The organism is Prevotella sp. C0026C3, from assembly GCF_056590795.1.
On record NZ_JBWPWW010000002.1, the window covers coordinates 194,739 to 219,774 of the forward strand.

22 protein-coding genes are annotated in these 25,036 nt (G+C 39.9%); 14 read left to right on the top strand and 8 right to left on the bottom strand.

The window, feature by feature from the left end:
* Nucleotides 1-8 precede the first annotated feature (8 nt).
* The 13 genes from AC1EK4_RS01990 (at nucleotide 9) to AC1EK4_RS02050 (ending at nucleotide 15,294) form a co-directional block, all read left to right on the top strand.
* On the top strand, nucleotides 9-863 hold the full coding sequence (locus AC1EK4_RS01990) for a 3'-5' exonuclease (RefSeq protein ID WP_062433873.1): 855 nt from the start codon (nucleotides 9-11) through the stop codon (nucleotides 861-863).
* A 27-nt stretch (nucleotides 864-890) separates the two neighbouring features.
* Nucleotides 891-2,090 (top strand): bifunctional phosphopantothenoylcysteine decarboxylase/phosphopantothenate--cysteine ligase CoaBC, encoded by a 1,200-nt coding sequence (coaBC, locus tag AC1EK4_RS01995; RefSeq protein WP_062433871.1) that lies wholly within the window; start codon nucleotides 891-893, stop codon nucleotides 2,088-2,090.
* Between the two features lie 2 nt (nucleotides 2,091-2,092).
* Entirely contained in the window at nucleotides 2,093-3,007 is a 915-nt protein-coding gene (gene porD, locus AC1EK4_RS02000; protein WP_082721707.1) for a type IX secretion system protein PorD, read from the top strand.
* 16 nt (nucleotides 3,008-3,023) lie between these two features.
* Entirely contained in the window at nucleotides 3,024-4,697 is a 1,674-nt protein-coding gene (gene recN / locus AC1EK4_RS02005; protein ID WP_036900331.1) for a DNA repair protein RecN, read from the top strand.
* 14 nt (nucleotides 4,698-4,711) lie between these two features.
* Nucleotides 4,712-6,382, top strand: coding sequence for a tetratricopeptide repeat protein (locus tag AC1EK4_RS02010; RefSeq protein WP_062433868.1), 1,671 nt, complete (start codon nucleotides 4,712-4,714; stop codon nucleotides 6,380-6,382).
* 227 nt (nucleotides 6,383-6,609) lie between these two features.
* Nucleotides 6,610-7,659 (top strand): endolytic transglycosylase MltG, encoded by a 1,050-nt coding sequence (mltG, locus tag AC1EK4_RS02015; RefSeq protein WP_036900326.1) that lies wholly within the window; start codon nucleotides 6,610-6,612, stop codon nucleotides 7,657-7,659.
* A 4-nt stretch (nucleotides 7,660-7,663) separates the two neighbouring features.
* Nucleotides 7,664-8,629 carry a methionyl-tRNA formyltransferase gene (fmt, locus tag AC1EK4_RS02020; RefSeq protein WP_480356824.1) on the top strand — a complete coding sequence of 322 codons (966 nt, stop codon included), beginning with the start codon at nucleotides 7,664-7,666 and terminating at the stop codon, nucleotides 8,627-8,629.
* 103 nt (nucleotides 8,630-8,732) lie between these two features.
* Nucleotides 8,733-9,302: an L-threonylcarbamoyladenylate synthase gene (locus tag AC1EK4_RS02025; protein WP_036900321.1), complete on the top strand. Its 570-nt coding sequence runs from the start codon at nucleotides 8,733-8,735 to the stop codon at nucleotides 9,300-9,302.
* 92 nt (nucleotides 9,303-9,394) lie between these two features.
* On the top strand, nucleotides 9,395-11,116 hold the full coding sequence (locus AC1EK4_RS02030; protein WP_480356878.1) for a chloride channel protein: 1,722 nt from the start codon (nucleotides 9,395-9,397) through the stop codon (nucleotides 11,114-11,116).
* A 156-nt stretch (nucleotides 11,117-11,272) separates the two neighbouring features.
* A complete protein-coding gene (locus AC1EK4_RS02035) occupies nucleotides 11,273-12,262 on the top strand; it encodes an ROK family protein (protein ID WP_036900319.1) in 990 nt (329 codons plus the stop codon).
* 171 nt (nucleotides 12,263-12,433) lie between these two features.
* Nucleotides 12,434-13,105 carry a LysE family translocator gene (locus tag AC1EK4_RS02040; protein WP_036900315.1) on the top strand — a complete coding sequence of 224 codons (672 nt, stop codon included), beginning with the start codon at nucleotides 12,434-12,436 and terminating at the stop codon, nucleotides 13,103-13,105.
* A gap of 2 nt (nucleotides 13,106-13,107) precedes the next feature.
* Complete coding sequence (locus tag AC1EK4_RS02045; protein ID WP_036900312.1) at nucleotides 13,108-13,656, top strand: DUF4924 family protein; 549 nt, start codon at nucleotides 13,108-13,110, stop codon at nucleotides 13,654-13,656.
* A gap of 72 nt (nucleotides 13,657-13,728) precedes the next feature.
* Nucleotides 13,729-15,294 carry a peptide chain release factor 3 gene (locus AC1EK4_RS02050; RefSeq protein WP_480356827.1) on the top strand — a complete coding sequence of 522 codons (1,566 nt, stop codon included), beginning with the start codon at nucleotides 13,729-13,731 and terminating at the stop codon, nucleotides 15,292-15,294.
* A 41-nt stretch (nucleotides 15,295-15,335) separates the two neighbouring features.
* On the opposite strand, the gene AC1EK4_RS02055 is transcribed toward AC1EK4_RS02050, so the two are convergent.
* The 8 genes from AC1EK4_RS02055 to trpD form a co-directional block, all read right to left on the bottom strand.
* Complete coding sequence (locus AC1EK4_RS02055; protein ID WP_480356828.1) at nucleotides 15,336-15,890, bottom strand: UpxY family transcription antiterminator; 555 nt, start codon at nucleotides 15,888-15,890, stop codon at nucleotides 15,336-15,338.
* A 279-nt stretch (nucleotides 15,891-16,169) separates the two neighbouring features.
* The gene (locus tag AC1EK4_RS02060; RefSeq protein ID WP_480356830.1) at nucleotides 16,170-16,733 is read right to left on the bottom strand and encodes an anthranilate synthase component II; all 564 of its coding nucleotides are present in this window, start codon (nucleotides 16,731-16,733) and stop codon (nucleotides 16,170-16,172) included.
* A gap of 11 nt (nucleotides 16,734-16,744) precedes the next feature.
* Entirely contained in the window at nucleotides 16,745-18,181 is a 1,437-nt protein-coding gene (locus AC1EK4_RS02065) for an anthranilate synthase component I family protein (protein ID WP_480356832.1), read from the bottom strand.
* Complete coding sequence (gene trpB, locus AC1EK4_RS02070) at nucleotides 18,168-19,373, bottom strand: tryptophan synthase subunit beta (protein ID WP_480356834.1); 1,206 nt, start codon at nucleotides 19,371-19,373, stop codon at nucleotides 18,168-18,170. Before trpB ends, AC1EK4_RS02065 begins: the two co-directional genes overlap by 14 nt.
* 4 nt (nucleotides 19,374-19,377) lie before the next feature.
* Entirely contained in the window at nucleotides 19,378-20,154 is a 777-nt protein-coding gene (gene trpA, locus AC1EK4_RS02075; protein WP_036898479.1) for a tryptophan synthase subunit alpha, read from the bottom strand.
* A complete protein-coding gene (locus tag AC1EK4_RS02080; RefSeq protein WP_036898483.1) occupies nucleotides 20,151-20,864 on the bottom strand; it encodes a phosphoribosylanthranilate isomerase in 714 nt (237 codons plus the stop codon). Before AC1EK4_RS02080 ends, trpA begins: the two co-directional genes overlap by 4 nt.
* 5 nt (nucleotides 20,865-20,869) lie before the next feature.
* Complete coding sequence (trpC, locus tag AC1EK4_RS02085) at nucleotides 20,870-21,682, bottom strand: indole-3-glycerol phosphate synthase TrpC (RefSeq protein ID WP_036898562.1); 813 nt, start codon at nucleotides 21,680-21,682, stop codon at nucleotides 20,870-20,872.
* Nucleotides 21,682-22,686 carry an anthranilate phosphoribosyltransferase gene (trpD, locus tag AC1EK4_RS02090; RefSeq protein WP_198025889.1) on the bottom strand — a complete coding sequence of 335 codons (1,005 nt, stop codon included), beginning with the start codon at nucleotides 22,684-22,686 and terminating at the stop codon, nucleotides 21,682-21,684. Before trpD ends, trpC begins: the two co-directional genes overlap by 1 nt.
* Nucleotides 22,687-23,316: 630 nt before the next feature.
* On the opposite strand from trpD, the gene AC1EK4_RS02095 reads away from it, so the two are divergent.
* Nucleotides 23,317-25,032 carry a glutamine--tRNA ligase/YqeY domain fusion protein gene (locus tag AC1EK4_RS02095; protein WP_480356836.1) on the top strand — a complete coding sequence of 572 codons (1,716 nt, stop codon included), beginning with the start codon at nucleotides 23,317-23,319 and terminating at the stop codon, nucleotides 25,030-25,032.
* Nucleotides 25,033-25,036: the final 4 nt, after the last annotated feature.

A 25,036-nucleotide genomic window follows, 5' to 3' on the forward strand; every position in this document is an offset into this window, starting at 1 on the left:
TTTTTCAAATGAAACTCAACTTAAAAAAGCCCTTAGTAGTCTTCGATTTGGAGTCTACGGGGCTTGATCTGGTTAAAGACCGTATCATACAAATATCATATATCAAAGTCTTACCCGACGGTACTGAAATCCGTGGCGACTACAAAGTTAATCCCGGCCAGCCCATTCCACAGGAGGTGTCAGCCTTGACAGGTATCACCAACGAAAGTGTTGCCGATGCTCCTTCGTTCAAAGAGTTATCTCCCAAGCTCTATGAAGAGTTTAAAGGTTGCGATTTTGCTGGCTTCAATTCTAATCGTTTCGACGTCCCCATGCTTTCCGAAGAGTTCCTTCGTGCGGGAGTTGACTTTGATTTCTCCAAATCCAAACTCATTGACATCCAGACTATCTTCCACAAAATGGAACGTAGAAACCTCGCAGCAGCCTATGAATTCTACTGTGGTAGAAAGATGGAGGATGATTTTGAAGCTCATCGAGCCGATCAAGATACCGAAGCTACTTATCGAGTTCTACTCGGTGAATTAGCGATGTACTCCCCTGAGAACCAATCCGCATCCGAAAGAATATTGCCAAACGATATGGATGCATTGGCTGAATTCTCTAAAATGAATGCCAATGTAGACTTTGCAGGACGTATTATTTGGAAACCGATCTTAAACAAAGATGGTGCTCCCGTTACCGATAAAGATGGAAAAGAGCAATTTATTGAAGTCTTCAACTTTGGCAAGTACAAAGGAATACCAGTGGCAGACGTTTTAAAACGCGATCCGGGATATTATAGTTGGATGCTTGCTGGTGATTTTACCAACAATACAAAGCAAATTCTCACACGTATCAGACTAAGAGAATTCAACAACAGATAACAATCGAACCATAATCATAGATTTCCGATGTTGAAAGGCAAACATATCGTTTTAGGTATTACTGGGAGCATAGCTGCATACAAGGCTTGTTCTCTCATTCGCTTACTTATCAAAGCTGGCGCAGAAGTTCAAGTTGTTATAACGCCTGCGGGCAAAGAGTTTATCACTCCTTTAACACTTTCTACTTTAACAAGAAAGCCTACTATCAGTGAATTTTTCTCCCAAAGAGACGGTACATGGAATTCTCATGTAGATCTCGGATTATGGGCAGACTGCATGATTATTGCTCCATGTACGGCCTCTACCATTGGGAAGATGGCTCATGGAGTTGCCGACAACATGCTTATCACTACCTATTTAAGCATGAAAGCGAAAATCTTCGTTGCTCCGGCCATGGACTTAGATATGTTTGCACATCCTTCCACACAGCAGAACTTAGCAACCCTTCAAGGCTACGGAAATACCATTATTGACCCTCAATCAGGCTTTCTAGCAAGTGGACTGGAAGGAAAAGGCCGTATGGCAGATCCTGAAATCATAGTAAAAGCAGTTGAACAGTATTTCCAACATCAGTCTACTTTCAAAAAGAAAGTACTTATCACCGCTGGTCCTACATTTGAAAAGATAGATCCGGTCAGATTCATTGGCAACTATTCTTCGGGAAAAATGGGATTTGCTATTGCTGCAGAGTGTGCATCTAGAGGAGCTGATGTCACACTCATTGCTGGGCCGGTACACCTCCCTACCCCCAAAAATGTCCACAGGATAGACGTTGAGAGCGCAGGGCAAATGTACGAACAAACCACTAAACATTTTCCGGAATCAGATGTAACCATACTGAGCGCCGCTGTCGCAGACTTCACCTTTGGTGAGCAAAATGATTCTAAAATCAAACGAACTGGTGATAACCTTGAATTATCCTTGATTCCAACAAAAGATATTGCAGCCTCTTTGGGTAAAGCCAAGAAGCCTGAGCAGCTGTTAGTAGCATTTGCTTTAGAAACCGACCATGAGCTAGAAAATGCGACTAAAAAACTTAACAAGAAGAATGCGAACTTCATTGTGATGAATTCCACCCAAATTCCCGGTACTACATTTCAAAGTGATGACAACCAAATCACTATCATCTATCGCAACGGTGAGCGCAAAGCCTTCGGAAAGAAAAGCAAGAAAGACGTTGCAAAAGATATTGTTGATGCATTAGAAGGTTATAAAGAAAACTTGTAGTTATGAAGTTTTTTGCTAAGTTTCTTTTCTTTTTTTTATACCTCATGTTACAATTTTCTATTGGACATGGGCAGGAATTATTAGCAAAAGTCGCCATCAATCATTCACAGATACAAGGTACTGACGAGTCTGTATTCACGAGTTTACAGAAGTCTATTGAGCAATTTCTCAATGACAGGCAATGGACCTCACTTATTTTCCAAAAGAACGAACGAATCAATTGTTCCTTCAATATCACCATCACAAAGTATGATAAGGACAATAACCAAATGACTGCAAGGGCTATTATACAAGCCAACAGACCTGTATACAACTCTGCTTATACTACAACCATATACAATAATACCGATAATAACTTCAACTTTGATTTTTCCCAGTTCGACCAATTGAACTTTACAGAGGCTACCATAGACAACCAGTTGACTGCCCTCTTAGCCTACTATGCTCTTCTCATTATCGGAACCAACCAAGATACATTTGCTCCTATGGGCGGAGAAGAAATTCTACAAAGATGCTTTACGTTGGTCAACAATGCACAGAGCCTAAGTTTCACTGGTTGGAAAAGTTTCGAAGACTCTAGAAACAGATTTGCCATCATCAATGATTATCTAGATGAAGGTATGAAACCATTGCGCCAACTGCAATACGATTACTATCGTACAGGGCTTGATGAAATGCAAACAAATACTGCCAGAGGTAGAGCTAATATCACCAAATCATTAGAGAGTAATTTGAAAAAAGCACATGAGAACAAGCCTCTTAGCGTGCTCCCACAGATTTGGACTGACTTTAAGAAAGACGAATTAGTAAACATCTATCATTCTCAAGGAACAAAAAAAGAAAAACAAGCTATCTACGATTTACTTATTCGAATCAATGCAAGTCAAAATACTTCTTGGGAAAAAATATTAAGATAAAAACCTCACTAGCATTATGTTAAGACAATTACATATCAAAAGCTTCACAATAATCAAGGAAATGAGCATTGACTTCTTTCCCGGATTTTCTGTGATAACGGGTGAGACCGGTGCCGGAAAGAGTATCATTCTTGGAGCTATAGGCCTACTTTTAGGTCAAAGGGCAGACTGTAAATCTGTCAAACCCGGTTCCAATAAATGCATCATAGAAGCCCATTTCGACCTATCAGGCTATTCATTAGAATCATTCTTCCAAGCGAATGACATTGACTATGAAGCACAAGACTGTATCATTCGTCGCGAAATCAATGTAACAGGAAAGAGCCGTGCATTCATCAATGATACTCCTGTTCCCCTTTCTATTACCAAGGAACTTGGAGAAAATCTTCTTGATATACACAGCCAACATCAGAACCTGTTATTACAAAAAGAAGATTTCCAATTGCAGGTAATTGACATCTTGGCAAACAATACCAAGGAATTAGCCGACTACCAAAACAGCTATAAACAATTAAAGGCTCTGCAACAGCAACTTAAAGAGTTGTCTGAGAATATAGAGAAAGACAAAGAAAATCAAGATTATCTGCAATTCAGACTTCAAGAACTTTCCGATGCCAATCTCAACGATACCAACGAACAAGAAACTCTTGAGCAAGAAATTGCTCAGATTGAACATGCAGAAAGTATTAAAGCTGCTTATTACAAGACCGATGATCTGCTGTCTGGGGATGACAATGGAATCATACAACACATCAGAAATGCTTCAGAAAACCTCCATTCCATCGAAAACTACCATGCAGATGCCAAAGTCTTGGCAGAAAGACTAGACCAATTACACATAGAAGTCAAAGATATTGCGCAAGAAATATCAGGAAAGGCCGATTCCATCGAGTTTGATCCTCAACTCCAAGAGAGACTCAATCAGCGCCTAGATACGATATACTCGCTCCAACAAAAGTTCCACGTCGAGTCTATAGAGGAATTAATGCATGAGCGCGATTCCATTGCTACACAGCTCAATGAAATCGGAGACTACGATGAGAAACTCTCAGAACTCAACCAGCAGATTATACTCTTAGAGAAAGAGTGCAACAAAAAAGCTTTAATTCTCTCTAAATCAAGGGCTAGAGCTTCAAAGTTAACAGAAGAAGAAATGCATACTAGGCTCATCCCTATGGGCATTCCTAATATTAAGTTTGAAGTTTCTATCAAACAGAAAGAACTATCTTCCGATGGCTGCGACAAAGTATCATTTCTCTTCAGCGCCAACAAGAACACTCCACTCCAACCCATTAGCCAAGTAGCATCAGGTGGTGAAATTGCTAGAGTCATGTTTTCACTCAAAGCAATGATTAGTGGTGCCATTAAATTACCTACAATTATTTTTGATGAAGTGGATACCGGAATCAGTGGAAGAGTTGCCGAACAAATGGCTAAAATAATGAACGAAATGGGTATGAATGGTCGCCAAGTCATCAGTATAACTCACCTTCCACAAATTGCAGCATTGGGTACTCATCACTATAAAGTATCTAAGAACGACACAGAAGAAGAAACCGAAAGTCGAATGATATTACTTTCCGATGAGGAGAGAGTGCAAGAAATCGCACAAATGCTCAGTGGCAGCAGCGTTACAAAAGAGGCTATCAGCAATGCAAGAGCATTACTCGACCATAAAACAACCAAATAGAAAAATTATCAATTATGACAAACATACGTTATCACATCACAATTCTAGCATTACTATTATTGAGCATGGTTCAAGGGTATGCTCAATCTAGTAACATTAAAAATGTTACGAAATCAGTATTTACTCTGACTACTTTCAACAAAGATGGTTCCATACATGCTTCCAGCAAAGGTTTCTTCATCGGAAACAAGGGAGAAGCCGTTAGTCTACTGACTCCTTTCAAAGGTGCAGCAAGTGCGGTTATTGTCGATGGAAACGGCAATAAATACCCGGTTACAGGTATGTGGGGAGCCAATGAACTCTACGATATTTGCAAATTCCGCGCTGGAACCAGCTCAACCCCAGCTCCACTTGCACAGACTCCAGCCTGTACCGGAGCAAAGACATTCCTTGTTGACTACTCTATAAAAGCCAATGCTACCACCCCATTAGCCGTTGCCAAGGTTGAGAAATTCAATCAGACATTCAATTATTACGTCTTTGATAAAACGATTGCTGAATCTGCTATCGGTGCTCCTATCTGCAATTCTAATGGTCAAATCATCGGCATTGCCCAATTATCTGCCGATGGTACAACTGTCCATGCTACAGACGTACGTTTAGTGAATGAGTTCAAAACAACCGGGTTATCGCTTAGCGACCCCATCCTCAAGACCACAGGGATACGCGCCATACTTCCTACAGACGAGCAACAGGCACTATTAATGCTGATGATGTCGACCGAGCAATGCGACTCTCTCACCCATGCCCAATATGTAGACGACTATATCCAAGCTTTTCCAAAATCACCGGAAGGTTACTCTACCAAAGCTTTGATGTTGGTCGGAGCAAACAAATACGAACAGGCAGACAAGCTTATGGCTCAATCTATTGCTAATTGTACGAAGAAAGACGAGGCGCACTCCAATTATGCAAAAGTGATATTCCAAAAAGAAATATACCATGGTCAAGACGCTTATCCTGCATGGAGTATGGACAAAGCCATGACTGAAGCACAAGAGGCTTACAAGATTAATCCCTCGCCTATCTACCAACACCAAATTGCACAAATCGTTTATGCCAAGGGAGAATACAAAGAGGCCTACAAACAATTCATGGATTTGACAAAAACTTCGCTCAGAAATGGCGAGCTCTTTTACGAAGCAGCTCAATGTAAGCAGCAACTGAAGGCTCCACAAACAGAGATTATGGCATTGCTTGATAGCGCTATTGCAGTCTGCCCTCGCCCTCTGACAAGTGTGGCAGCCCCTTACATCTTAGCCAGAGCTTATGCTTACGACGAGAACAAGGAATGGCGTAAAGCACTTGCCGACTATAATCAGTACGACACATTGATGCTCGGACGCGTAGATCATTTCTTCTATTACACTCGCTATAAATGCGAATTGCAAATCAGACAATACCAACAGGCACTTACAGACATTGCCAGAGCCTTGATATTGAATCCACAGGAGCCTACCTATTATGCAGAAATGTCATCACTTCAATTGCGTGTCAGACGATTTGATGATGCCTTTGAGACCGCTAGAAGATGTACTATTCTTGCACCGGAATACTCAGATGGATGGCTGCTCTTAGGATTAGCCCAAAAAGAACGCAACCAAAAGGAAGAGGCAAAGAAGGCATTACAGAAAGCCAAAGAATTGGGAGATACACGTGCAGAAGAATATCTCAAAAAACTATAAAACCCATATCGTCAACACAGAATGATTATATAGGTATACCAATCCATTATTATCATATTGCTGCAAGGGCTTTTCACTATTCGTGTTAAGCCCTTGCAGTTTTACTGAAGAGGCAATGCAAAACTACTGATACGCCCATGCAGTAAAATAATAACGATAAAGGTAGTAAGCAAATACATCCATTCGAAGTTTTTTACTACCTTTGCAACAACTTTGAATATCATCATATGAAGAAAGATTTAAAAAGGAAATACATTATTCCAGCCATTGGTTGTCTTGTTGTTATCATTGGCCTTCTCTATTATTATTTCTTTTCATCGTTCTCTATCGACAACAATGATGTGAAGTATGTATATATTGACACCGACGACAATATAGACTCTGTCTATACAAAACTCACTCCCATTGCCTCGGAGCATGGTATGACAGGCTTCCGTACACTTGTCCGACATAGTTCATATCCGAAACATATTAAGACCGGACAATATGCCGTTAGACCCGGAGAAGGTGCTTTCAAAGTGTTCCGCCATATCAAAAACGGACTTCAAACACCGGTAAGTTTGACCATCCCTAGCGTTCGTACGCTTGGTAGACTATCTGCCGAAATCAGCAAGAAACTCATGCTGGACAGCGCCACTATCATGAATGCTCTAAGCAATGAGTCTGTATGCCAAAAACATGGTTACGATACGACCACCATCGCAGGTATGTTCATACCTAATACCTATGATGTTTATTGGGATACGAACATCGATAAGTTTCTCTTAAAGATGCAAAAAGAGAACCGGAAATTTTGGAATAGCGAGCGCCAACAGAAAGCCAAAGCTATGAAATTATCCCCAAATGAGGTTAGCACTTTAGCAAGTATCATAGACGAAGAGACTGCTAATGATGCAGAAAAACCGATGATTGCAGGCATGTACTATAACCGACTGATGTTCAGGGATGCAGAGTATCCACAGGGAATGCCACTACAAGCAGACCCAACTATCAAATTCGCATGGAAGAAATTCGACTTACATCGTATCTATAACAACCTTCTCTATATCCACAGCCCGTATAATACTTATACCAACACAGGCCTACCTCCCGGCCCGATTAGGATTCCAAGTATAGCAGGAATCGATGCCGTACTCAACTATGTGCATCATAGATACCTATATATGTGTGCAAAGGAAGACTTCAGCGGTACCCACAATTTCGCCGTAACCTATCAAGAGCATTTGCAAAATGCTGCAAAATATGCTAAAGCATTGAACGAAAGAGGAATTAAATAAGAAGATGGACAAGAAAGACTTACGCATTATATTCATGGGAACTCCAGAGTTTGCTGTAGAATCCCTACGCAAACTCGTCAAAGGAGGATATAATGTCGTGGCTGTAGTGACACAACCCGACAAGCCTGTAGGTAGACACCAAGACCAGCTACAAGCCTCTATGGTGAAGCAATATGCCATGGCTCACAATTTACCGGTACTACAACCGGTCAAAATGAAAGACCCAGAATTTGTAGAACAGCTACGTTCCTATCAAGCCGACTTGCAGGTGGTAGTAGCCTTCCGTATGCTTCCGGAAGTGGTATGGGATATGCCGCGGTTTGGAACTTTTAATGTCCATGCAGCCCTATTACCCCAATACCGAGGGGCAGCTCCTATCAATTGGGCTGTTATCAATGGCGAGACACAAACCGGAGTGACCACATTCTTTCTTGACAAAGACATTGATACCGGCCGTATCATCATGCAAAAGCAATTCGAGATACCCGATGAAGCCGACGTGGAATATGTATACGACGGCTTAATGCACTTAGGAGCAGATGCAGCTATCGAGACAATCAACCTGATACTGGAATCGAATGGAGAATTGACGACGACCGACCAAGAAACTTTTGCTGTTGAAGCCGGCATTAAAGAACTCAAATCTGCACCCAAGATTTTTAAGGATACATGCGAGATCAATTGGCAACAGCCGGCAAAAAAAGTATACGACTTCATTCGTGGACTTAGCCCTTATCCCGGCACATGGACAGAGATAGAGCTCCCCAGCAAAGGAAAAAGTATTCTAAAGATATTCAAGAGTCGTAAAACAGGCTTAAAGACAGAGGCCTCTCCCGGAGAGTTGTGGGCTTCAGACAGCAAGCATCTCTATATAGCTTGCCTTGGCGAATGGCTTGAAATCACAGAATTGCAGCTTGCAGGGAAGAAGCGCATGAAATCATCTGACTTTATCAACGGAATAAGATTATAACGGATTTGCAGTAATCTTCTTGGCTTTTTCCGGATTTTATGCTATCTTCGCAATCCAATTCATTAAGAAACAGATACCTGCGGGTACTTTATGAAAACTCAATATGACACAAGCAGAAGACATAAAGAATGCTATTGAATGCCTGAAATCGGGTGGAGTCATTTTATATCCAACCGATACAGTATGGGGAATCGGATGCGATGCCACCAATGCAGAGGCTGTAGCTAAAGTATATAAGATTAAACGTCGCGATGATTCTAAAGCACTTATCTGCCTAGTCGATTCTGACGCAAGACTGCAAAGATACGTAAGGAATGTACCAAATGTGGCGTGGGACTTGTTCGATTTGGCAACCAAACCCACCACAGTCATTCTTGACGAAGCCGTAAACCTCGCTCCTAACCTAATTGCAGAGGATGGTAGCATTGCATTGCGCATCACCAAAGAAGCATTCTCACGCGAGCTTTGCTTCCGTTTTCAGAAGCCGTTGGTAAGTACTAGTGCAAATATAAGCGGTGAACCTGCTGCCGCCAACTACTGTGATATAAGTCAAGAGCTCTTAGATTCGGTAGACTATGTATGTTCGACTAGAAGACAAGAACACAAACCGCATACCCCTAGTTCTATTATCAAGCTCACTAAAAACGGTGAGGTGACAATTATCAGAAAATAGGATTAAACATGGAAGCGGCTAAAGATATACAACCAAACACGTTGATAGACAAACTTACCAACTGGCGGGAATCTCATATAGATACCCGAAAGATGGTACTTATCCTATCTTTTGCCATTGGCTTCTTTGCATCTGTGGCAGGATACATCCTCCATTTCATCATTAGACAAATACAACAACTGCTGACAGCAGGTTTTGCACAGGACACATACAACTGGCTCTACCTTTTATTTCCTGTCATCGGTATTTATTTTACATCTTTATTTGTCCGCCATGTGGTGAAAGATAACATTTCTCACGGTATTACTCGTGTGCTTTATGCTATCTCCACCAAACAATCCCGGTTACGAAGCCATAACTGTTGGTCGTCGGTCATCGCCTCCGGTATCACCATCGGATTTGGTGGTTCTGTCGGTGCAGAGGCACCTATTGTTCTCACAGGGTCAGCCATAGGATCCAATCTTGGCAAATTGTTCCGAATGGACAATCGCACCCTCATGTTATTAGTAGGCTGTGGTGCGGCCGGAGCCATTGCCGGCATCTATAAAGCTCCTATTGCCGGTCTTGTATTCACATTGGAGGTACTCATGGTAGACCTCACTATGGCCTCCCTACTCCCAATCCTAATCAGTTGCGTCACGGCAACCTGCTTCTCTTATATATTTGTTGGTAGCAAAAGCCTATTCGATTTTCAGCTCGATAGCTCATGGGTAATAGAGCGGCTACCGGAATGTATCTTGCTAGGATTATTCTGTGGTATCGTCGGACTCTACTTCATGCGAACCATGACCGCCTGCGAAAATATATTCGCAAAGATGAACAAACGTCCATATGTCAAACTGATTATGGGGGGGCTGATTCTTAGTTCTCTCATTTTCTTATTCCCTTCGCTCTATGGTGAAGGATGGGATGCCATCAACTATTTGTTAGATGGACGTACGCAGACAGACTGGGATCAAGTGATGAATGGCTCGCTTTTTGCCGGACACAGCAATTTATTAGTAGTCTATATTGGTCTTGTCTTATTGACAAAGGTATTTGCCACCTCAGCCACTAACGGCGCGGGGGGATGTGGAGGAACCTTTGCTCCTTCACTATTCATCGGTGGATTTGCCGGCTTTTTCTTTGCACGCGTGTGGAATTTATACAATATTGGTATCTACGTTCCTGAAAAAAACTTTGCCTTAATGGGTATGGCTGGTGTCATGGCCGGCGTTATGCAAGCCCCTCTTACAGGTATGTTTCTGATCGCAGAGATAACTGGTGGCTATAAATTACTAATGCCCTTGATGATAGTATGCATCAGCGCTTATCTTACTATCAACATATTTGAACAACATAGTATCTATGGTATGCGTCTGGCACGTGAGGGTAAACTCATCACTCACCATACTGATAGAGCCGTACTGACTCTGATGAGCTTAGATAGTATTATTGATCGGCAGTTCACATCAGTAGACCAAGACATGCCGTTAGGAAAACTTATCAACTTCATCAGTAAGAGTCATACTAGCTTCCTCCCTGTGCTTGATAGTGCAGGAACACTATTAGGAGAAGTCGATATTACCAAAATACGTCACATCATGTTCCGCACGGAACTTTATAATCGCTTTACCGTAAGGCAGATTATGACACCGGTTTCAACGACTTTGAGTACGGGCGATAAGATGGTAGATGTGATGCAGAAGTTTGAAAAGACCAATAGTAACTTCTTGGCTGTCGTAGATATTTCGGGCAGATTGATTGGTTACGTATCGCGTACACGCATGTATAGCATGTACAGGAAAATGGTTTCCGACTTCTCTTCGGAATAGTCATTATGCTAAAATTCACAAAGAAAATTTGTGTTTCTACATTATTTTAATAACTTTGCTAACAGAAAGGCTACTAAAAGTATTCGCTAGAACCACTATCAAGGTTCAACCTAAAAAACAAAATCAGAATAAATACTAACTTTAAATAACAAATAAATGGAATCTCAAGAATTAAAGCCTTATGTAATAGGACTAGACTTAGGTGGCACAAACTCTGTTTTTGGCATTGTGGACAGTCGCGGTGAAATCAAGGCTACAACTGCTATTAAGACTCAAGGCTATGATAATGTCTATGATTATGTAGATGCATCTGTGGAAGCTTTGCACATTATCATCGAACAAGTTGGCGGTATCAACAAGATAAAAGCTATGGGTATCGGAGCACCTAATGGCAATTTCTATAAGGGAACTATTGAATTTGCTCCCAACCTCTCATGGGGAAACAGCGGTATCGTACCTCTTGCAGACTTATTCAGTAAAAAATTAGGAATACCGGTAGCACTCACCAATGACGCCAATGCTGCAGCAATCGGCGAAATGACATACGGGGTAGCTCGTGGAATGAAAAACTTCATTGTCATCACATTGGGTACAGGAGTAGGCTCAGGTATCGTTGTCAATGGACAATTGGTATACGGAAGCGATGGTTTCGCAGGCGAGTTGGGGCACGTAGTCGTTCGTCCCGCTGATGGACGCTCATGTGGATGCGGTCGAAACGGCTGCTTGGAAGCATATTGTTCTGCTACCGGTGTAGCTCGTACTGCACGTGAGTTCTTGGCAAACAGCGATGAACCGTCTTTATTGCGCGATATGAAAGCGGAAGATATCACCAGCCTTGACGTAAGTATTGCGGCTAGCAAGGGTGATAAGCTAGCGCTCGACATATACGATTTCACAGGAAAACTCTTAGGAGAAGCATGTGCAAACTTCACAGCATTCTCTTCACCCGAAGCATTTATCTTCTTCGGTGGTTTGACAAAGGCTGGTGATTTGCTTATGGATCCACTAATCAAGAGTTATAACGAGCATGTTTTGAAAATCTACAAAGACAAGGCTAAATTTCTTATTAGCGGGCTAGAGGGTAGCTCAGCAGCAGTATTGGGAGCCAGTGCCGTAGGTTGGGATATAACAGACACAAACAACTAAAATCAACATAGAGTCACACATGTAATACATAAAGACTCTATTGAGCTATCTATAATATGGGAGAACTGTTAAAATACAGTTCTCCCATACTGTTTAAGCATATTAACATTTGCAAAATAAATCGGGAATTATTTTGCATTTCATACGATTTGCACTAACTTTGCAACAATTATGCCATTTCCATTCCATATAGATATCATTGACTTGGTGCTTAAAGGAATCCTAATCGGAATCTTTGCTTCGGCTCCAATGGGACCGGTAGGAATCCTCTGTGTACAACGCACCTTGAACAAAGGGCGCTGGTATGGCTTTGTGACCGGAATTGGAGCTGCTGTAAGCGATATTATTTATGCTCTATTTACAGGATTAGGTATGAGTTTCGTCATGAACCTTATAACTAATCCACATCATAAATATTGGTTACAAATCTCTAGTAGCGTCATGCTATTAATATTTGGCCTTTACTGTTTCCGCAGTAACCCTACACGCAATATACATAGTAGTAGCAAATCTAAGGGGTCTCTATGGCATAACGGATTAACCGCATTCTTCGTCACATTCTCCAATCCGCTGATTATATTCATCTTTATGTTCTTGTTTGCATTGCTGACATTTGTGATACCTAACCATCCTTTCGAGATGTGTATAGGGTTCATCAGCATCATGGCAGGAGCATTGTTGTGGTGGTTTGGATTGACTTGGCTCATTGACAAAATTAGAAATAAATTTGATAATAACGGCATATTAATTATCAACAAAGTAATTGGAGGGGTAGTAATTATTTTTTCTATCGTATTCTTGATAGGAACTATTTTCAACCTGTACCATATACCGGGGTTATAAATATGTATATAGCTAAAGAATTAAGAAAGAAGTCCATTGCCGAATACTTATTATACATGTGGCAGGTGGAAGACCTGATTCGTGCATATGGAAATAGTCTGAGCAGAATCAGACATGAATATATTGATAAATTTCAATATACAGATGAGCAAAAAGAAGAAATGGCAGATTGGTATGGGAACCTTATTCGCATGATGAATGAAGAAGGAAAACGCGAAAAAGGGCATCTGAACATCAATACTATATTGCTGAAAGACATGGCCGATTTACATGCCATGCTACTCGAAAGTACCAAATTTCCATTCTACACCTCGGAATATTATAAAGTACTTCCTTTCATTGTTGAACTCCGAAACAAGGGAGATAAAGAACTTAATGAGATTGAGACATGTATGGATGCACTCTATGGGGTAATGCTACTAAGACTACAAAAAAAAGCCATTACTCCTGAGACTAGCAATGCCATCAAAGAAATTACAACTTTCATTGGTATGCTTAGCGACTATTATATAAAAGATAGGACGGAAGGACTCAAATTTGAGGACGATTAAACTCAAAAAGAAATCCGTTATAGGAAAGTTAGTTTGACCGATGGTATTAAAAAACTTAATGACAATTAATAAATGAACGAGATAGAAAGAAGACGAACTTTTGCCATTATATCACACCCGGATGCCGGTAAAACAACCTTAACAGAGAAGTTTCTACTATTCGGTGGACAAATACAGGTAGCAGGAGCTGTCAAAAGTAATAAGATTCGTAAAACTGCAACATCAGACTGGATGGATATTGAAAAACAGCGTGGTATTTCAGTATCTACTTCTGTCATGGAGTTTGATTATAAAGACTACAAGGTTAACATTCTTGATACACCGGGACACCAAGACTTTGCCGAAGATACATTCCGTACCTTAACCGCAGTAGACTCTGCTATCATCGTCGTGGATTCTGCCAAAGGTGTGGAGACTCAAACACGTAAATTGATGGAAGTTTGCCGTATGCGCAATACTCCTGTCATCGTCTTTATCAACAAAATGGATCGTGAGGGACGTGATGCCTTTGATCTCTTAGACGAGTTGGAGGAAGAACTACAGATAAAAGTACGCCCACTTAGTTGGCCTATAGGGCAAGGACTCCGCTTCAAAGGCGTGTACAACCTTTATGAGCAACAATTAAATCTATTCACTCCAAACAAGCAACGCGTCACAGAAAAGGTGACAGTTGACGTCAATAGCAAAGAACTGGACGACCATGTAGGCGAAAGGGAAGCAACACAATTGCGTGAAGACCTTGAATTAGTGGATGGTGTTTACCCGGAATTCAATATAGAGGATTATCGCCATGCCAAAGTAGCACCGGTATTTTTTGGCTCTGCCTTGAATAATTTTGGAGTTCAAGAGCTACTAGATTGTTTCGTTAAAATCGCTCCCAGCCCACAACCTACTATGGCCGAAGAGCGTGAGGTAAAACCAGAAGAAGAAAAATTCTCAGGCTTTATCTTTAAGATTACAGCAAATATTGACCCTAATCACCGCAGTTGTATCGCATTCTGTAAAGTTTGCAGTGGTAAGTTTGTAAGGAATCAACCTTATCAACATATCCGTTTGGGTAAGACTGTACGGTTCTCCTCTCCTACCCAATTCATGGCTCAACGCAAGAGTACGATTGACGAAGCATATCCCGGAGATATTGTCGGACTCCCCGATAATGGTATCTTTAAGATAGGTGATACCCTGACCGAGGGCGAACAAATCCATTTCCGAGGCTTACCTAGTTTTTCACCGGAAATGTTCAAGTACATAGAGAATGCAGATCCGATGAAGAGCAAGCAGCTTCAAAAAGGTATTGAGCAATTAATGGATGAGGGTGTGGCCCAACTCTTTGTAAACCAATTCAATAATAGAAAAATTATTGGAACGGTCGGACAACTACAGTTTGAAGTCATCCAATATCGTTTGGAGAATGAATATAATGCGAAATGTCGTTGGGAACCAGTACATCTATACAAGGCTTGCTGGATAGAAAGCGACAATGAAGCTGAACTTGAAAACTTCAAAAAACGAAAATACCAATATATGGCAAAAGACCGTGAAAGCCGAGACGTCTTCCTTGCCGACAGCGGGTATGTACTAAGTATGGCTCAACAAGACTTTGAACATATCAAATTCCACTTCACATCTGAGTTCTAACAGGATATTAGTTAATGCATCTAGCTTTATAGATGCATTAACTAACTTTCCGAACTCACACAGCACCATCTAGATATTTTTAACATGATGGCCATTCCCGGTACCTCTTTTAATAAATAATATTTCTTGCTACTTCGTACCAATCGACCGGTAAGCCCTTTCATCGGACCATACTTCACGACTACACGCGAGCCAGCTTTCAGATGTGCCTCTTTCTCACTAAGGAATTTCCGCATAGTGATTTGAGGATTACACATCACGCGAAACTCAAACATCTGCTTAGCAGGTATTTCATAATACGCCCGATCAGTACGCCCCTTTGTTAATACAGAAATCTTATAATTACAATTGGTTACAATTTCTCTTATCTCCTTTTCATCCTTAGATTTTTTTAGAAACAGGAGATTCCGGACTACCGGACGCAAAACTTGCTTGATCTTATGCTCACTTGTTTCGACATCAACGTACTCTTGAGGAATAAAAGTCTCTAATTGAAATTGAGCAAAATAATCTGCAACTTCTTGCTGTCTCACGGTATAAAGCTTAATGCCATACCAAGGGAAATCATCTTGCAATATATCTTCAGTATCTTTCATAGGTAAAGAGACTTCCTTTAATTCAATAGTTTCAGTATCTGGTAACATGTGAAGATAAATCTAATTGTGTTATACAAAAGTAATATTTTTCTTAGAGTTTTATAAGCACAAAGTTAAAAACTTATTATACAAAATCATTTTTATAGATTCGTTTCGTAGAACAACTAACATGAAATTATCGTGAAAACATTTATTTCTAAATAACAAAGGCATAAAAATAAATACCCAATAGCAGGGACTGCTACAGGGTATCTATATTATAAGTAGTGAAAAGGAGAGTTAAGTACGAAGCCAATTCTGCATAATAATACGTCCTTGAGGAGTAAGTACAGACTCAGGATGGAATTGTATACCATGAATATTATAGTTCTTATGGCATAAGCCCATGATTTGCCCATCATCACTTACAGCAGTAATTTCCAAACAATTAGGAAACTCCTCTTTATCAACCACCCAACTATGGTAGCGCCCCATCATCATACGACGAGGTAATCCGGTAAATATAGGGTCATTACCAAATTGTGTACCCTCAGTAGCAACGCCATGATACACATGTTGTTGATTGATAAGTTTCGCTCCAAAAACTTCTCCTATAGCCTGATGTCCTAGACAAACACCGAATATAGGTTTATGTCCCGCATAAGTTTTAATGACATCCAACAACAATCCCGATTCACTAGGAAGCCCCGGACCCGGACTAAGTATAATTCTATCAAAAGGTTCTAACTGCTTCAATGTAAATTGATCGTTACGATACACAGTAACTTCTACTCCAAATTCTCTTACCAAATGAGCCAAGTTATAGGTAAAAGAATCATAATTATCTATGATTACAACATTCATACTTTACATATTTAGATATTTTTAGCTATTTTGATTGCTTGAGCTAAAGCTCCCAACTTATTGTTACATTCCTCTAATTCATAGTCTGCATCACTCTTAGATACAACACCACTACCAGCTTGAAACCATAATTCTCCATTCCTACTAACAAATGTTCTGATAACAATTGCTTGATTCAAATCACCATTCAGCCCTATAAAACCAATGCATCCACCATACACTCCACGACTATGGGGCTCTAATTCACTAATAATTTGCATCGCCTTTACCTTGGGAGCACCGCTAAGTGTACCCGCTGGAAAGGTGTCTATAAAAGCGCTTATATGATCTGCTCCTTCATCTAATACCCCACTGACTCTGCTTACTAAATGAATAACATGGCTATAAAGCTGCATATCTTTATAAAAATCAACCTTTACATCATGGCAGTTTCGACTTAAATCATTGCGTGCTAGATCTACCAACATTACATGTTCTGCATTCTCTTTGGAATCATTAGCTAAAAAAGATGCATTCTTTTGATCCTGTTCTTGATTGCCTGTCCGCCTTGTTGTGCCTGCAATAGGGTCGATAAAAGATTGATTTCCCATCATTCGATTATGAGTTTCCGGTGACGAACCAAATATTCGGAACCCTCCAAAATCTAAATAAAATAAGTAAGGACTAGGATTAATACTTCTCAAAACGCGATAAAGTTTAAAATCATCACCTTCATATCTTTGGATAAACCGGCGTGACACGACTATTTGAAAGACATCACCGCGTAAGCAATGTTGTACGCATTTCCTAATATTTGCTTTATGTTGTTCATCCGTTAAAGTGCTGATTGTCTCCCCTATCGGACGAAAGCCATACGGTTTAACATTTGCGCAATCAATGGACTTAATTAATTTATCTAATTCAATTTCTCCTTTTTCACTATCAGAATCACTTAATGTGATTAACTCAATTGTATTATTGAAATGATCAAAGACTATAAGATTCTGATACAAGATATAATAAATATCCGGTGCATCATTCTTTTCTATTATTTCGTCTTTTATCGGGATATTCTCAAAATAACGCACTGCATTAAATGCCGTATACCCATACAAACCACACAAATCCTTTCTTTCACCTTCTACATGAAATCTCTTTAAGAAACGATTCATGGCATTTGCCACAGCTAATTTACAAGTATCAGCTCCTTTCTGAGTAAATATAGGTAATCGTTCTGTTTCTGTAGTGCCATCCGGGAAACTACAATTCACAGCCCCATGCCCTATCATAATACTTGCTATAGGATGTATCCCTATAAAAGAACGAGAATTATCATGACTGTGATAATCCGAACTTTCCATCAAAGCGCTTTGAGGATATTTGTCACGCAAATGCATATAAATACCCACAGGGGTATAGAGATCTGCCAATATCTTACGTGTAACTGTGATATAATTAAAAGTTTCCATACTCTTTTGCCATTACTTTATTATTCAAATAAGTCTCTACATCTTTATCACCACGACCAGAAACAGTAAGCACTACCACATCATCAGGTTTAAAACTTATCTTCTTTAATGCAGCTATTGCATGTGCGCTCTCAATCGCAGGAATAATTCCTTCCATACGGGTTAACTCATATCCGGCATAGATAGCTTCATCATCATTGATAGCCAAAACTTGCTCGCACCCCACCTGAGAAAGATAAGCGTGCATTGGACCAATACCCGGATAATCAAGCCCGGCACTAATGGTAAATGCCTCTTCTATCTGTCCATCCTCAGTTTGCATTACTAGCGTACGAGCACCATGAATAATACCCTCAGTACCGCGATGGATAGTAGCTGCGGTATAATCAGTATCAACACCATGTCCCCCGGCTTCAGCCAATACTATCTTCACCCGTTCGTCATCAACATAATGATAAATCGTCCCTGCAGCATTAGAACCTCCACCTAGGCATGCTATAAGATAATCAGGATAATCACGTCCTATCTTCTCTTGTAATTGCCATTTTATTTCTTTAGAGATAATACTTTGCATTCTAGCCACAATATCCGGATAAGGATGAGGGCCCATCGTAGAGCCTACTATATAAAATGTATCTTGTGGATGACAACACCAATCACGAATAGCTTCAGAGCAAGCATCACTCAATGTCATATTACCAGTAGTAACAGGATGAACAGTTGCACCTAGCATACGCATGCGCTCTACGTTTGTATATTGCCGCTCCACATCTGCCTTTCCCATAAAGATTTCACATTTCATATTCATCAAAGCACATACAGTAGCTGTAGCAACTCCATGCTGACCAGCTCCGGTCTCAGCAATGATACGTGTCTTCCCCATTTCACGTGCTAATAGGATTTGACCAATCGTATTATTAATCTTATGGGCACCAGTATGATTCAAATCTTCACGTTTTAGATAAAGTTTACAACCATACTTCTCACTCATACGTTGTGCATAATATAAAGGTGATGGTCGGCCCACATAATCTTTCAATAATTGCTCATATTCATTTCGGAACTTCTCGCTCTCAATAATTGGTATATAAGCATTTTGTAAATCATGCACACACTTATAAAGGATTTCAGGAACATAAGCCCCTCCGAATTGACCATAAAATCCTCTTTTATCAACTCCAAACTTTTCCATTATTCTATTTCTTTAAAGCCTCATATAATTCATTAATAGCTTCTTCGGCATCCTTTGTCTCATTGAGTAATGTTACGAATCGGCTTCCAATAATAGCTCCAGCGGCATTTTCTTGTGCACTCTCCAACGTCTGGCGATTACTAATACCAAAGCCAATCATACGTGGATTGCGTAGGTTCATATTATTAATTCTCTCAAAATAAGCTAATTTGGCTTCTCCAAAATTACTTTGAGCACCTGTGATACTTGCACTACTCACCATATAAATAAAGCCATCAGTATGCTCATCTATAAATCGGATGCGTTCTTCACTGGTTTCCGGTGTTATCATCATAATGATACGAAGATTGTAATTATCAGCAATAGGCTTCATCACTTCCATATAATCATTAAAAGGAAGATCTGGAATAATGACTCCCGACACTCCACTCTTCACACACGACTGGCAAAAGTTTTTCCATCCATAATGCATTATTACATTCAGATAGCCCATTAACACCAATGGAATTTCTACTTCTGCCTTTATTTCCTCAAGCTGTTTGAATAGTTTCGCAAGTGTCATTCCATTTCTTAAAGCAAGCGTTCCGGCCGATTGGATGACCGGACCATCAGCCAATGGGTCACTAAATGGGATCCCAACTTCTACCATATCTATTCCACGACGTTGTAAAGTCTTGATTACTTTACCAGTTCCTTCAAGTGTAGGACACCCCGCACAGAAATATAGAGACAAGAGTTTCCTATCACCTCGCTCTTCAAAAAGTTTATTTATTCTGTTCATTTTCGGAGTGATTGAATAAATTCTTGTAATAAGTCTATGTTCTTTAATGCCGGCTTTATCTCAAATCGGCTATTTAAATCGACTCCTATAAAGCGGGGATGATTAAAATTCTTAATATTATCAACATCTTCCGGGCCTATCCCACCACTTAACAAGAAAGGAGTCTCACCGGAATATTGCTTTAGCAAATCCCAATTAAATTTCTGTCCACTACCACCACCTAGACGACAAGACGTATCAAATAAGAACATATCTACAGCGCCCTCATAATCCTTATATTCCTCTACATCCTCTAATGTGCTCACATGGAGCGTCTTGATGAACTTTACATTTCTTCTTATATCCGGCTCTATTGTCCGACGCAAATTCTCTATCATAATCCGATTTTCATATCCATGAAGTTGCACATAATCCAACCGATAATTATAAACATGAGTAATAATGGTTTGCGGCATCTCATCAATAAAAACTCCTACACGTTTTGGAGCAACCTTTATATCAGTTGACTTTGACGGATTCTTCATTTCCTTGAGTTGATTTACAGTATAGTTGGGCATAAATCCTGCTAAACTATCAACCATTGAAACATAACGAGGAGAAGTACGACAAAAGATTAACCCTATCATATCCACACCCAACTTGGCCACAGATTCTATGTTTGCCGCGTCGCGCATACCACAAACTTTCACTATTAATTGTTCTCTTTCCATATCTTTTATTGTTCTTTTAAATCTTGAATAAACGCTGATAATGCCGCCCCCGGTTCATCATGCCTCATGAAACATTCTCCTATCAAGAATCCTCTATACCCAACACTTCTTAATTGACTTACAATCAAAGGATTACTTATCCCACTCTCACTAACTTTACAAATATCTTCTGGCAATAATTCCGCCATTTTAAAGCTACAATCCACATCAGTATTAAAACTGCCTAAATTACGATTATTAATACCAAGCATATCAGGGGATAATTCTACATATTCCAGTTCGCACTCACTATGTACCTCTAATAACACTTCCAAACCAAGTTCATGGGCTATATCTATAAACTGTCGACATGTAGATTTTGCGATTACAGTCGCTATTAATAATATCGCCGAGGCTCCACAATAACGAGCTTGAAACAGTTGATATTCATCCATGATGAAATTTTTATAAAGTATTGGTAGGGTAACACCCGACAATCGGGCTTCACTGACAAACTCATCGTAGCCTCCAAAATACGGAGTATCTGTTAATATACTCAATGCTGCAGCTCCATGTTGCTGATAAGACAAAGGAATAATATTTGCTTTTCCTTTTTCGTTTATCCAACCTTTACTAGGAGAACGACGCTTAAATTCCGCTATAATACCTGTATCAGAATCCAATAATGCTTTTTTCATAGAACGATCAGGAATATCCGATTGACCTTCTATCATCTTCTGTTCCACCAATGTATAAAGTTTGCTAGGAGGTAAAAACTGTTTAAATAGTTCTATATCCTTCTGCTTTCGAGCTATTATTTCTTCTAGAATATCTTTCATCATGAATTAAGGGCTACAAATTTCTTAAATGTGGCCAAAGCCTTACCACTATCTATACTCTCACGTGCAATCTCTATACATTCTTGAATATCTTTTCTGCCACGCTCCATCACTTGGATTCCAAATGCCGCATTAGCCAAAACTATATTCTTTTGAGCCGGTAATGCACGATTTTCAAGCACTGCATCAAAGATAGCTGCAGCTTCTTCCTCTGTTGCTCCACCAACAACTTCCTCAGGTTTGGCAATTTCAAATCCAAGGTCTGCAGGTTTAAATACCCTCTCATAATCATTGGTTGTCACCTTAAAGTCACCTGTCAGACTAATCTCATCATAACCATCAATACTATTTACGATTCCGAAATCTATTCCTAATTTTTGGTTTACCTGAGTATAAAGTCGCATCTGCTCAAGCGTAGCAACTCCCAGCAGCTGACATGTCGGCTGCGAAGGATTGACTAATGGACCTAACAGATTAAATACTGTTGGAAATTGTAGCGCAGAACGGATAGGACCTACAAATTTCATAGCTTTAGCAAATAGCTGAGCATGAAGATATACAATGCCGGCTTCATTAAGACTACGGTTCAATTTTTCCATATCATCAGTAAATACAACACCATGTTGATGAATAACATTAGAAGCTCCACTCACCGATGTAGCTGCATAATTACCGTGCTTGGCAACTTTATATCCAGCACCAGCTATAACAAAACATGCGGTCGTTGAGATATTGAACGTGTTTTTCCGATCACCCCCCGTGCCCACAACGTCTATATAACGTTCGCTATTCAATAGTGCCGGAACACCTGTCTCTAAAATACCATCACGGAATCCCAATAATTCATCTACCGTAACGCCTCGCATTTGCAGCCCAGTGAGTAGAGCCGTTATCTGTTCTTGTGGATATTCGCTCTTTGTAATACCAAGAATCACGTCTTTAGTTTCTTCACGAGTTAACACTTCATGATTCAACATCTTATTCAAAACATCTTTCATTGCCATTTTATTATTCTCCTATGATTCCAATTTTATTTGCAATAAATTATAAAACAGAGGCCTGTCGCAAGAACGACAGGCCTCTGTGATGTATCTTTTCTATTCAAATATCTACATGGCTTCGTAACTCACGACTTTTTCAATCTTGAGAAACGCCACCACCATGCTGTAGATATTGATATATTCATATTCTTTATTTCAAATATTTTATTCTTTGCTTGCAAATATACAACATTCCATAGAAAACACAAACAAATTAAAACTTTTTTTTTATAAAATTCGACTAATCCTTATAATAAATGCCAACACTGTTTATTTACCTGGCCATATAGTCATAAAAACAAACGCCCCCCTTTTCTCAAAGGGAGGCATCCAATCTCAATAGGTATTAGCTTTTTTAAGGTAAAAAGATTGTATTCAGGATAACTGGCGCAAAGATAACAGTTTTTAATAAACCACAAAAATATTTTTCTATGTTTATAAACATATTTTTGGAGGTTATATCAGCAACAATAGTCATTCATTCTTCGTATTATATTCATCCTATTATAAGGTGTTTGAATAAAAATATTCATACTTGCTATTGTCTATCATCTTTTTATTAACTTTGTAACCAAAAATTAGAAGACAAACACTATGGTAACGAAAGAAGAAAATAATACTGAGGTTAAAAAAGGTATTAGTTTTGTAGAACAACTAGTAGAAAAAGACTTAGCTGATGGTAAAAACGGTGGACGTATTCAAACTCGTTTCCCGCCTGAGCCAAACGGTTACCTACATATAGGACATGCAAAAGCTATTTGCATGGACTTTGGTGTTGCAGAAAAATACAATGGTATATGCAATCTCCGTTTTGATGACACGAACCCAAGTAAAGAAAACAACGAATATGTAGAGAATATCCTGCATGATATCAGTTGGCTTGGATTCAAATGGGGAAATATCTATTATGCTTCTGACTATTTTGAGAAGTTGTGGGATTTTGCCATTTGGCTCATCAAACAAGGTAAAGCCTATGTTGACGAACAGACTTCCGAGCAGATAGCACAACAAAAAGGCACTCCAACAACGCCGGGTGAAGATAGCCCATACAGCAATCGTCCCATAGAAGAAAGCCTTGAACTTTTCATGCAGATGAATACTCCAGAAGCCGTAGAAGGTAGTATGGTCTTGAGAGCTAAATTAGATATGGCTAATCCAAACATGCATTTCAGAGATCCCATCATCTATCGAATCATTCAAACTCCACACCATCGCACCGGTACTAAATGGCACTGCTACCCCATGTACGACTTCGCACATGGTCAGAGCGATTACTTCGAGGGGGTAACTCACTCCATCTGCACACTGGAATTTGTACCTCACCGCCCTCTCTACGATCTGTTTATCGATTTCTTGAAAGAGAAAGACGGCTCAGCCAACGTATTGAATGACAATCGTCCTAGACAGATTGAGTTCAACCGCCTTAATCTTACATACACTGTTATGAGCAAGAGAAAGCTCCATACTTTGGTTGATGAGAAGTTAGTAGCAGGATGGGACGACCCACGTATGCCTACATTGTGTGGTATGCGCAGAAGAGGATACTCACCAGAAAGTATCCGTATGTTTATAGATTCTATTGGATACACAAAATTTGACGCTTTAAACGATATGGCATTGTTGGAAGCTTCTGTCAGAGAAGATTTGAATAAGAGGGCTTGTCGTGTGAGTGCAGTGCTAAATCCTGTAAAACTTGTCATTACAAACTATCCCGACGGACAGCTAGAAGAAATGGAAGCTATCAATAATCCTGAAAATGCAGAAGATGGCACACACACCATTGCTTTCACCAAAAACTTATGGATTGAACGTTCTGATTTCATGGAAGATGCTCCAAAGAAATTCTTCAGAATGACTCCTGGTAATGAGGTTCGGCTCAAAAATGCGTATATTATTAAGTGTACAGGGTGCACTAAAGATGAAAACGGAAATATAACTGAGATTCAAGCAGAATATGACCCATTGAGTAAAAGTGGACTTGAAGGTGCAAACCGCAAAGTTAAAGGTACCCTACATTGGGTATCGGCAGATTCTTGCGTCAAAGCCACAGTTCAAGAGTACGACAGACTCTTCAACATCGAGAATCCATCTGCAGACGAACGTGATTTTAGAGAATTACTAAATCCAGAAAGCTTGTACATTTACGAAAATTGCTACGTTGAAAACTATGCAGCTCAAAAGTCCGCAGGTGAATATCTGCAATTCCAAAGAATAGGATACTTTATGGCAGATATTGATTCTACACCGGAGAAGCCTATCTTCAACAAGACTGTCAGTTTGAAAGATACATGGGCTAAACTTAACAAGTAAACGT

Excerpts from the sequence above, each read along its gene's own strand:
- AC1EK4_RS01990 (WP_062433873.1), top strand. The coding sequence starts at position 9 with ATGAAACTCAACTTAAAAAAGCCCTTAGTAGTCTTCGATTTGGAGTCT.
- coaBC (WP_062433871.1), top strand. The coding sequence starts at position 891 with ATGTTGAAAGGCAAACATATCGTTTTAGGTATTACTGGGAGCATAGCT.
- porD (WP_082721707.1), top strand. The coding sequence starts at position 2,093 with ATGAAGTTTTTTGCTAAGTTTCTTTTCTTTTTTTTATACCTCATGTTA.
- recN (WP_036900331.1), top strand. The coding sequence starts at position 3,024 with ATGTTAAGACAATTACATATCAAAAGCTTCACAATAATCAAGGAAATG.
- AC1EK4_RS02010 (WP_062433868.1), top strand. The coding sequence starts at position 4,712 with ATGACAAACATACGTTATCACATCACAATTCTAGCATTACTATTATTG.
- mltG (WP_036900326.1), top strand. The coding sequence starts at position 6,610 with ATGAAGAAAGATTTAAAAAGGAAATACATTATTCCAGCCATTGGTTGT.
- fmt (WP_480356824.1), top strand. The coding sequence starts at position 7,664 with ATGGACAAGAAAGACTTACGCATTATATTCATGGGAACTCCAGAGTTT.
- AC1EK4_RS02025 (WP_036900321.1), top strand. The coding sequence starts at position 8,733 with ATGACACAAGCAGAAGACATAAAGAATGCTATTGAATGCCTGAAATCG.
- AC1EK4_RS02030 (WP_480356878.1), top strand. The coding sequence starts at position 9,395 with ATGGTACTTATCCTATCTTTTGCCATTGGCTTCTTTGCATCTGTGGCA.
- AC1EK4_RS02035 (WP_036900319.1), top strand. The coding sequence starts at position 11,273 with ATGGAATCTCAAGAATTAAAGCCTTATGTAATAGGACTAGACTTAGGT.
- AC1EK4_RS02040 (WP_036900315.1), top strand. The coding sequence starts at position 12,434 with ATGCCATTTCCATTCCATATAGATATCATTGACTTGGTGCTTAAAGGA.
- AC1EK4_RS02045 (WP_036900312.1), top strand. The coding sequence starts at position 13,108 with ATGTATATAGCTAAAGAATTAAGAAAGAAGTCCATTGCCGAATACTTA.
- AC1EK4_RS02050 (WP_480356827.1), top strand. The coding sequence starts at position 13,729 with ATGAACGAGATAGAAAGAAGACGAACTTTTGCCATTATATCACACCCG.
- AC1EK4_RS02055 (WP_480356828.1), bottom strand. The coding sequence starts at position 15,890 with ATGAAAGATACTGAAGATATATTGCAAGATGATTTCCCTTGGTATGGC.
- AC1EK4_RS02060 (WP_480356830.1), bottom strand. The coding sequence starts at position 16,733 with ATGAATGTTGTAATCATAGATAATTATGATTCTTTTACCTATAACTTG.
- AC1EK4_RS02065 (WP_480356832.1), bottom strand. The coding sequence starts at position 18,181 with ATGGAAACTTTTAATTATATCACAGTTACACGTAAGATATTGGCAGAT.
- trpB (WP_480356834.1), bottom strand. The coding sequence starts at position 19,373 with ATGGAAAAGTTTGGAGTTGATAAAAGAGGATTTTATGGTCAATTCGGA.
- trpA (WP_036898479.1), bottom strand. The coding sequence starts at position 20,154 with ATGAACAGAATAAATAAACTTTTTGAAGAGCGAGGTGATAGGAAACTC.
- AC1EK4_RS02080 (WP_036898483.1), bottom strand. The coding sequence starts at position 20,864 with ATGGAAAGAGAACAATTAATAGTGAAAGTTTGTGGTATGCGCGACGCG.
- trpC (WP_036898562.1), bottom strand. The coding sequence starts at position 21,682 with ATGAAAGATATTCTAGAAGAAATAATAGCTCGAAAGCAGAAGGATATA.
- trpD (WP_198025889.1), bottom strand. The coding sequence starts at position 22,686 with ATGGCAATGAAAGATGTTTTGAATAAGATGTTGAATCATGAAGTGTTA.
- AC1EK4_RS02095 (WP_480356836.1), top strand. The coding sequence starts at position 23,317 with ATGGTAACGAAAGAAGAAAATAATACTGAGGTTAAAAAAGGTATTAGT.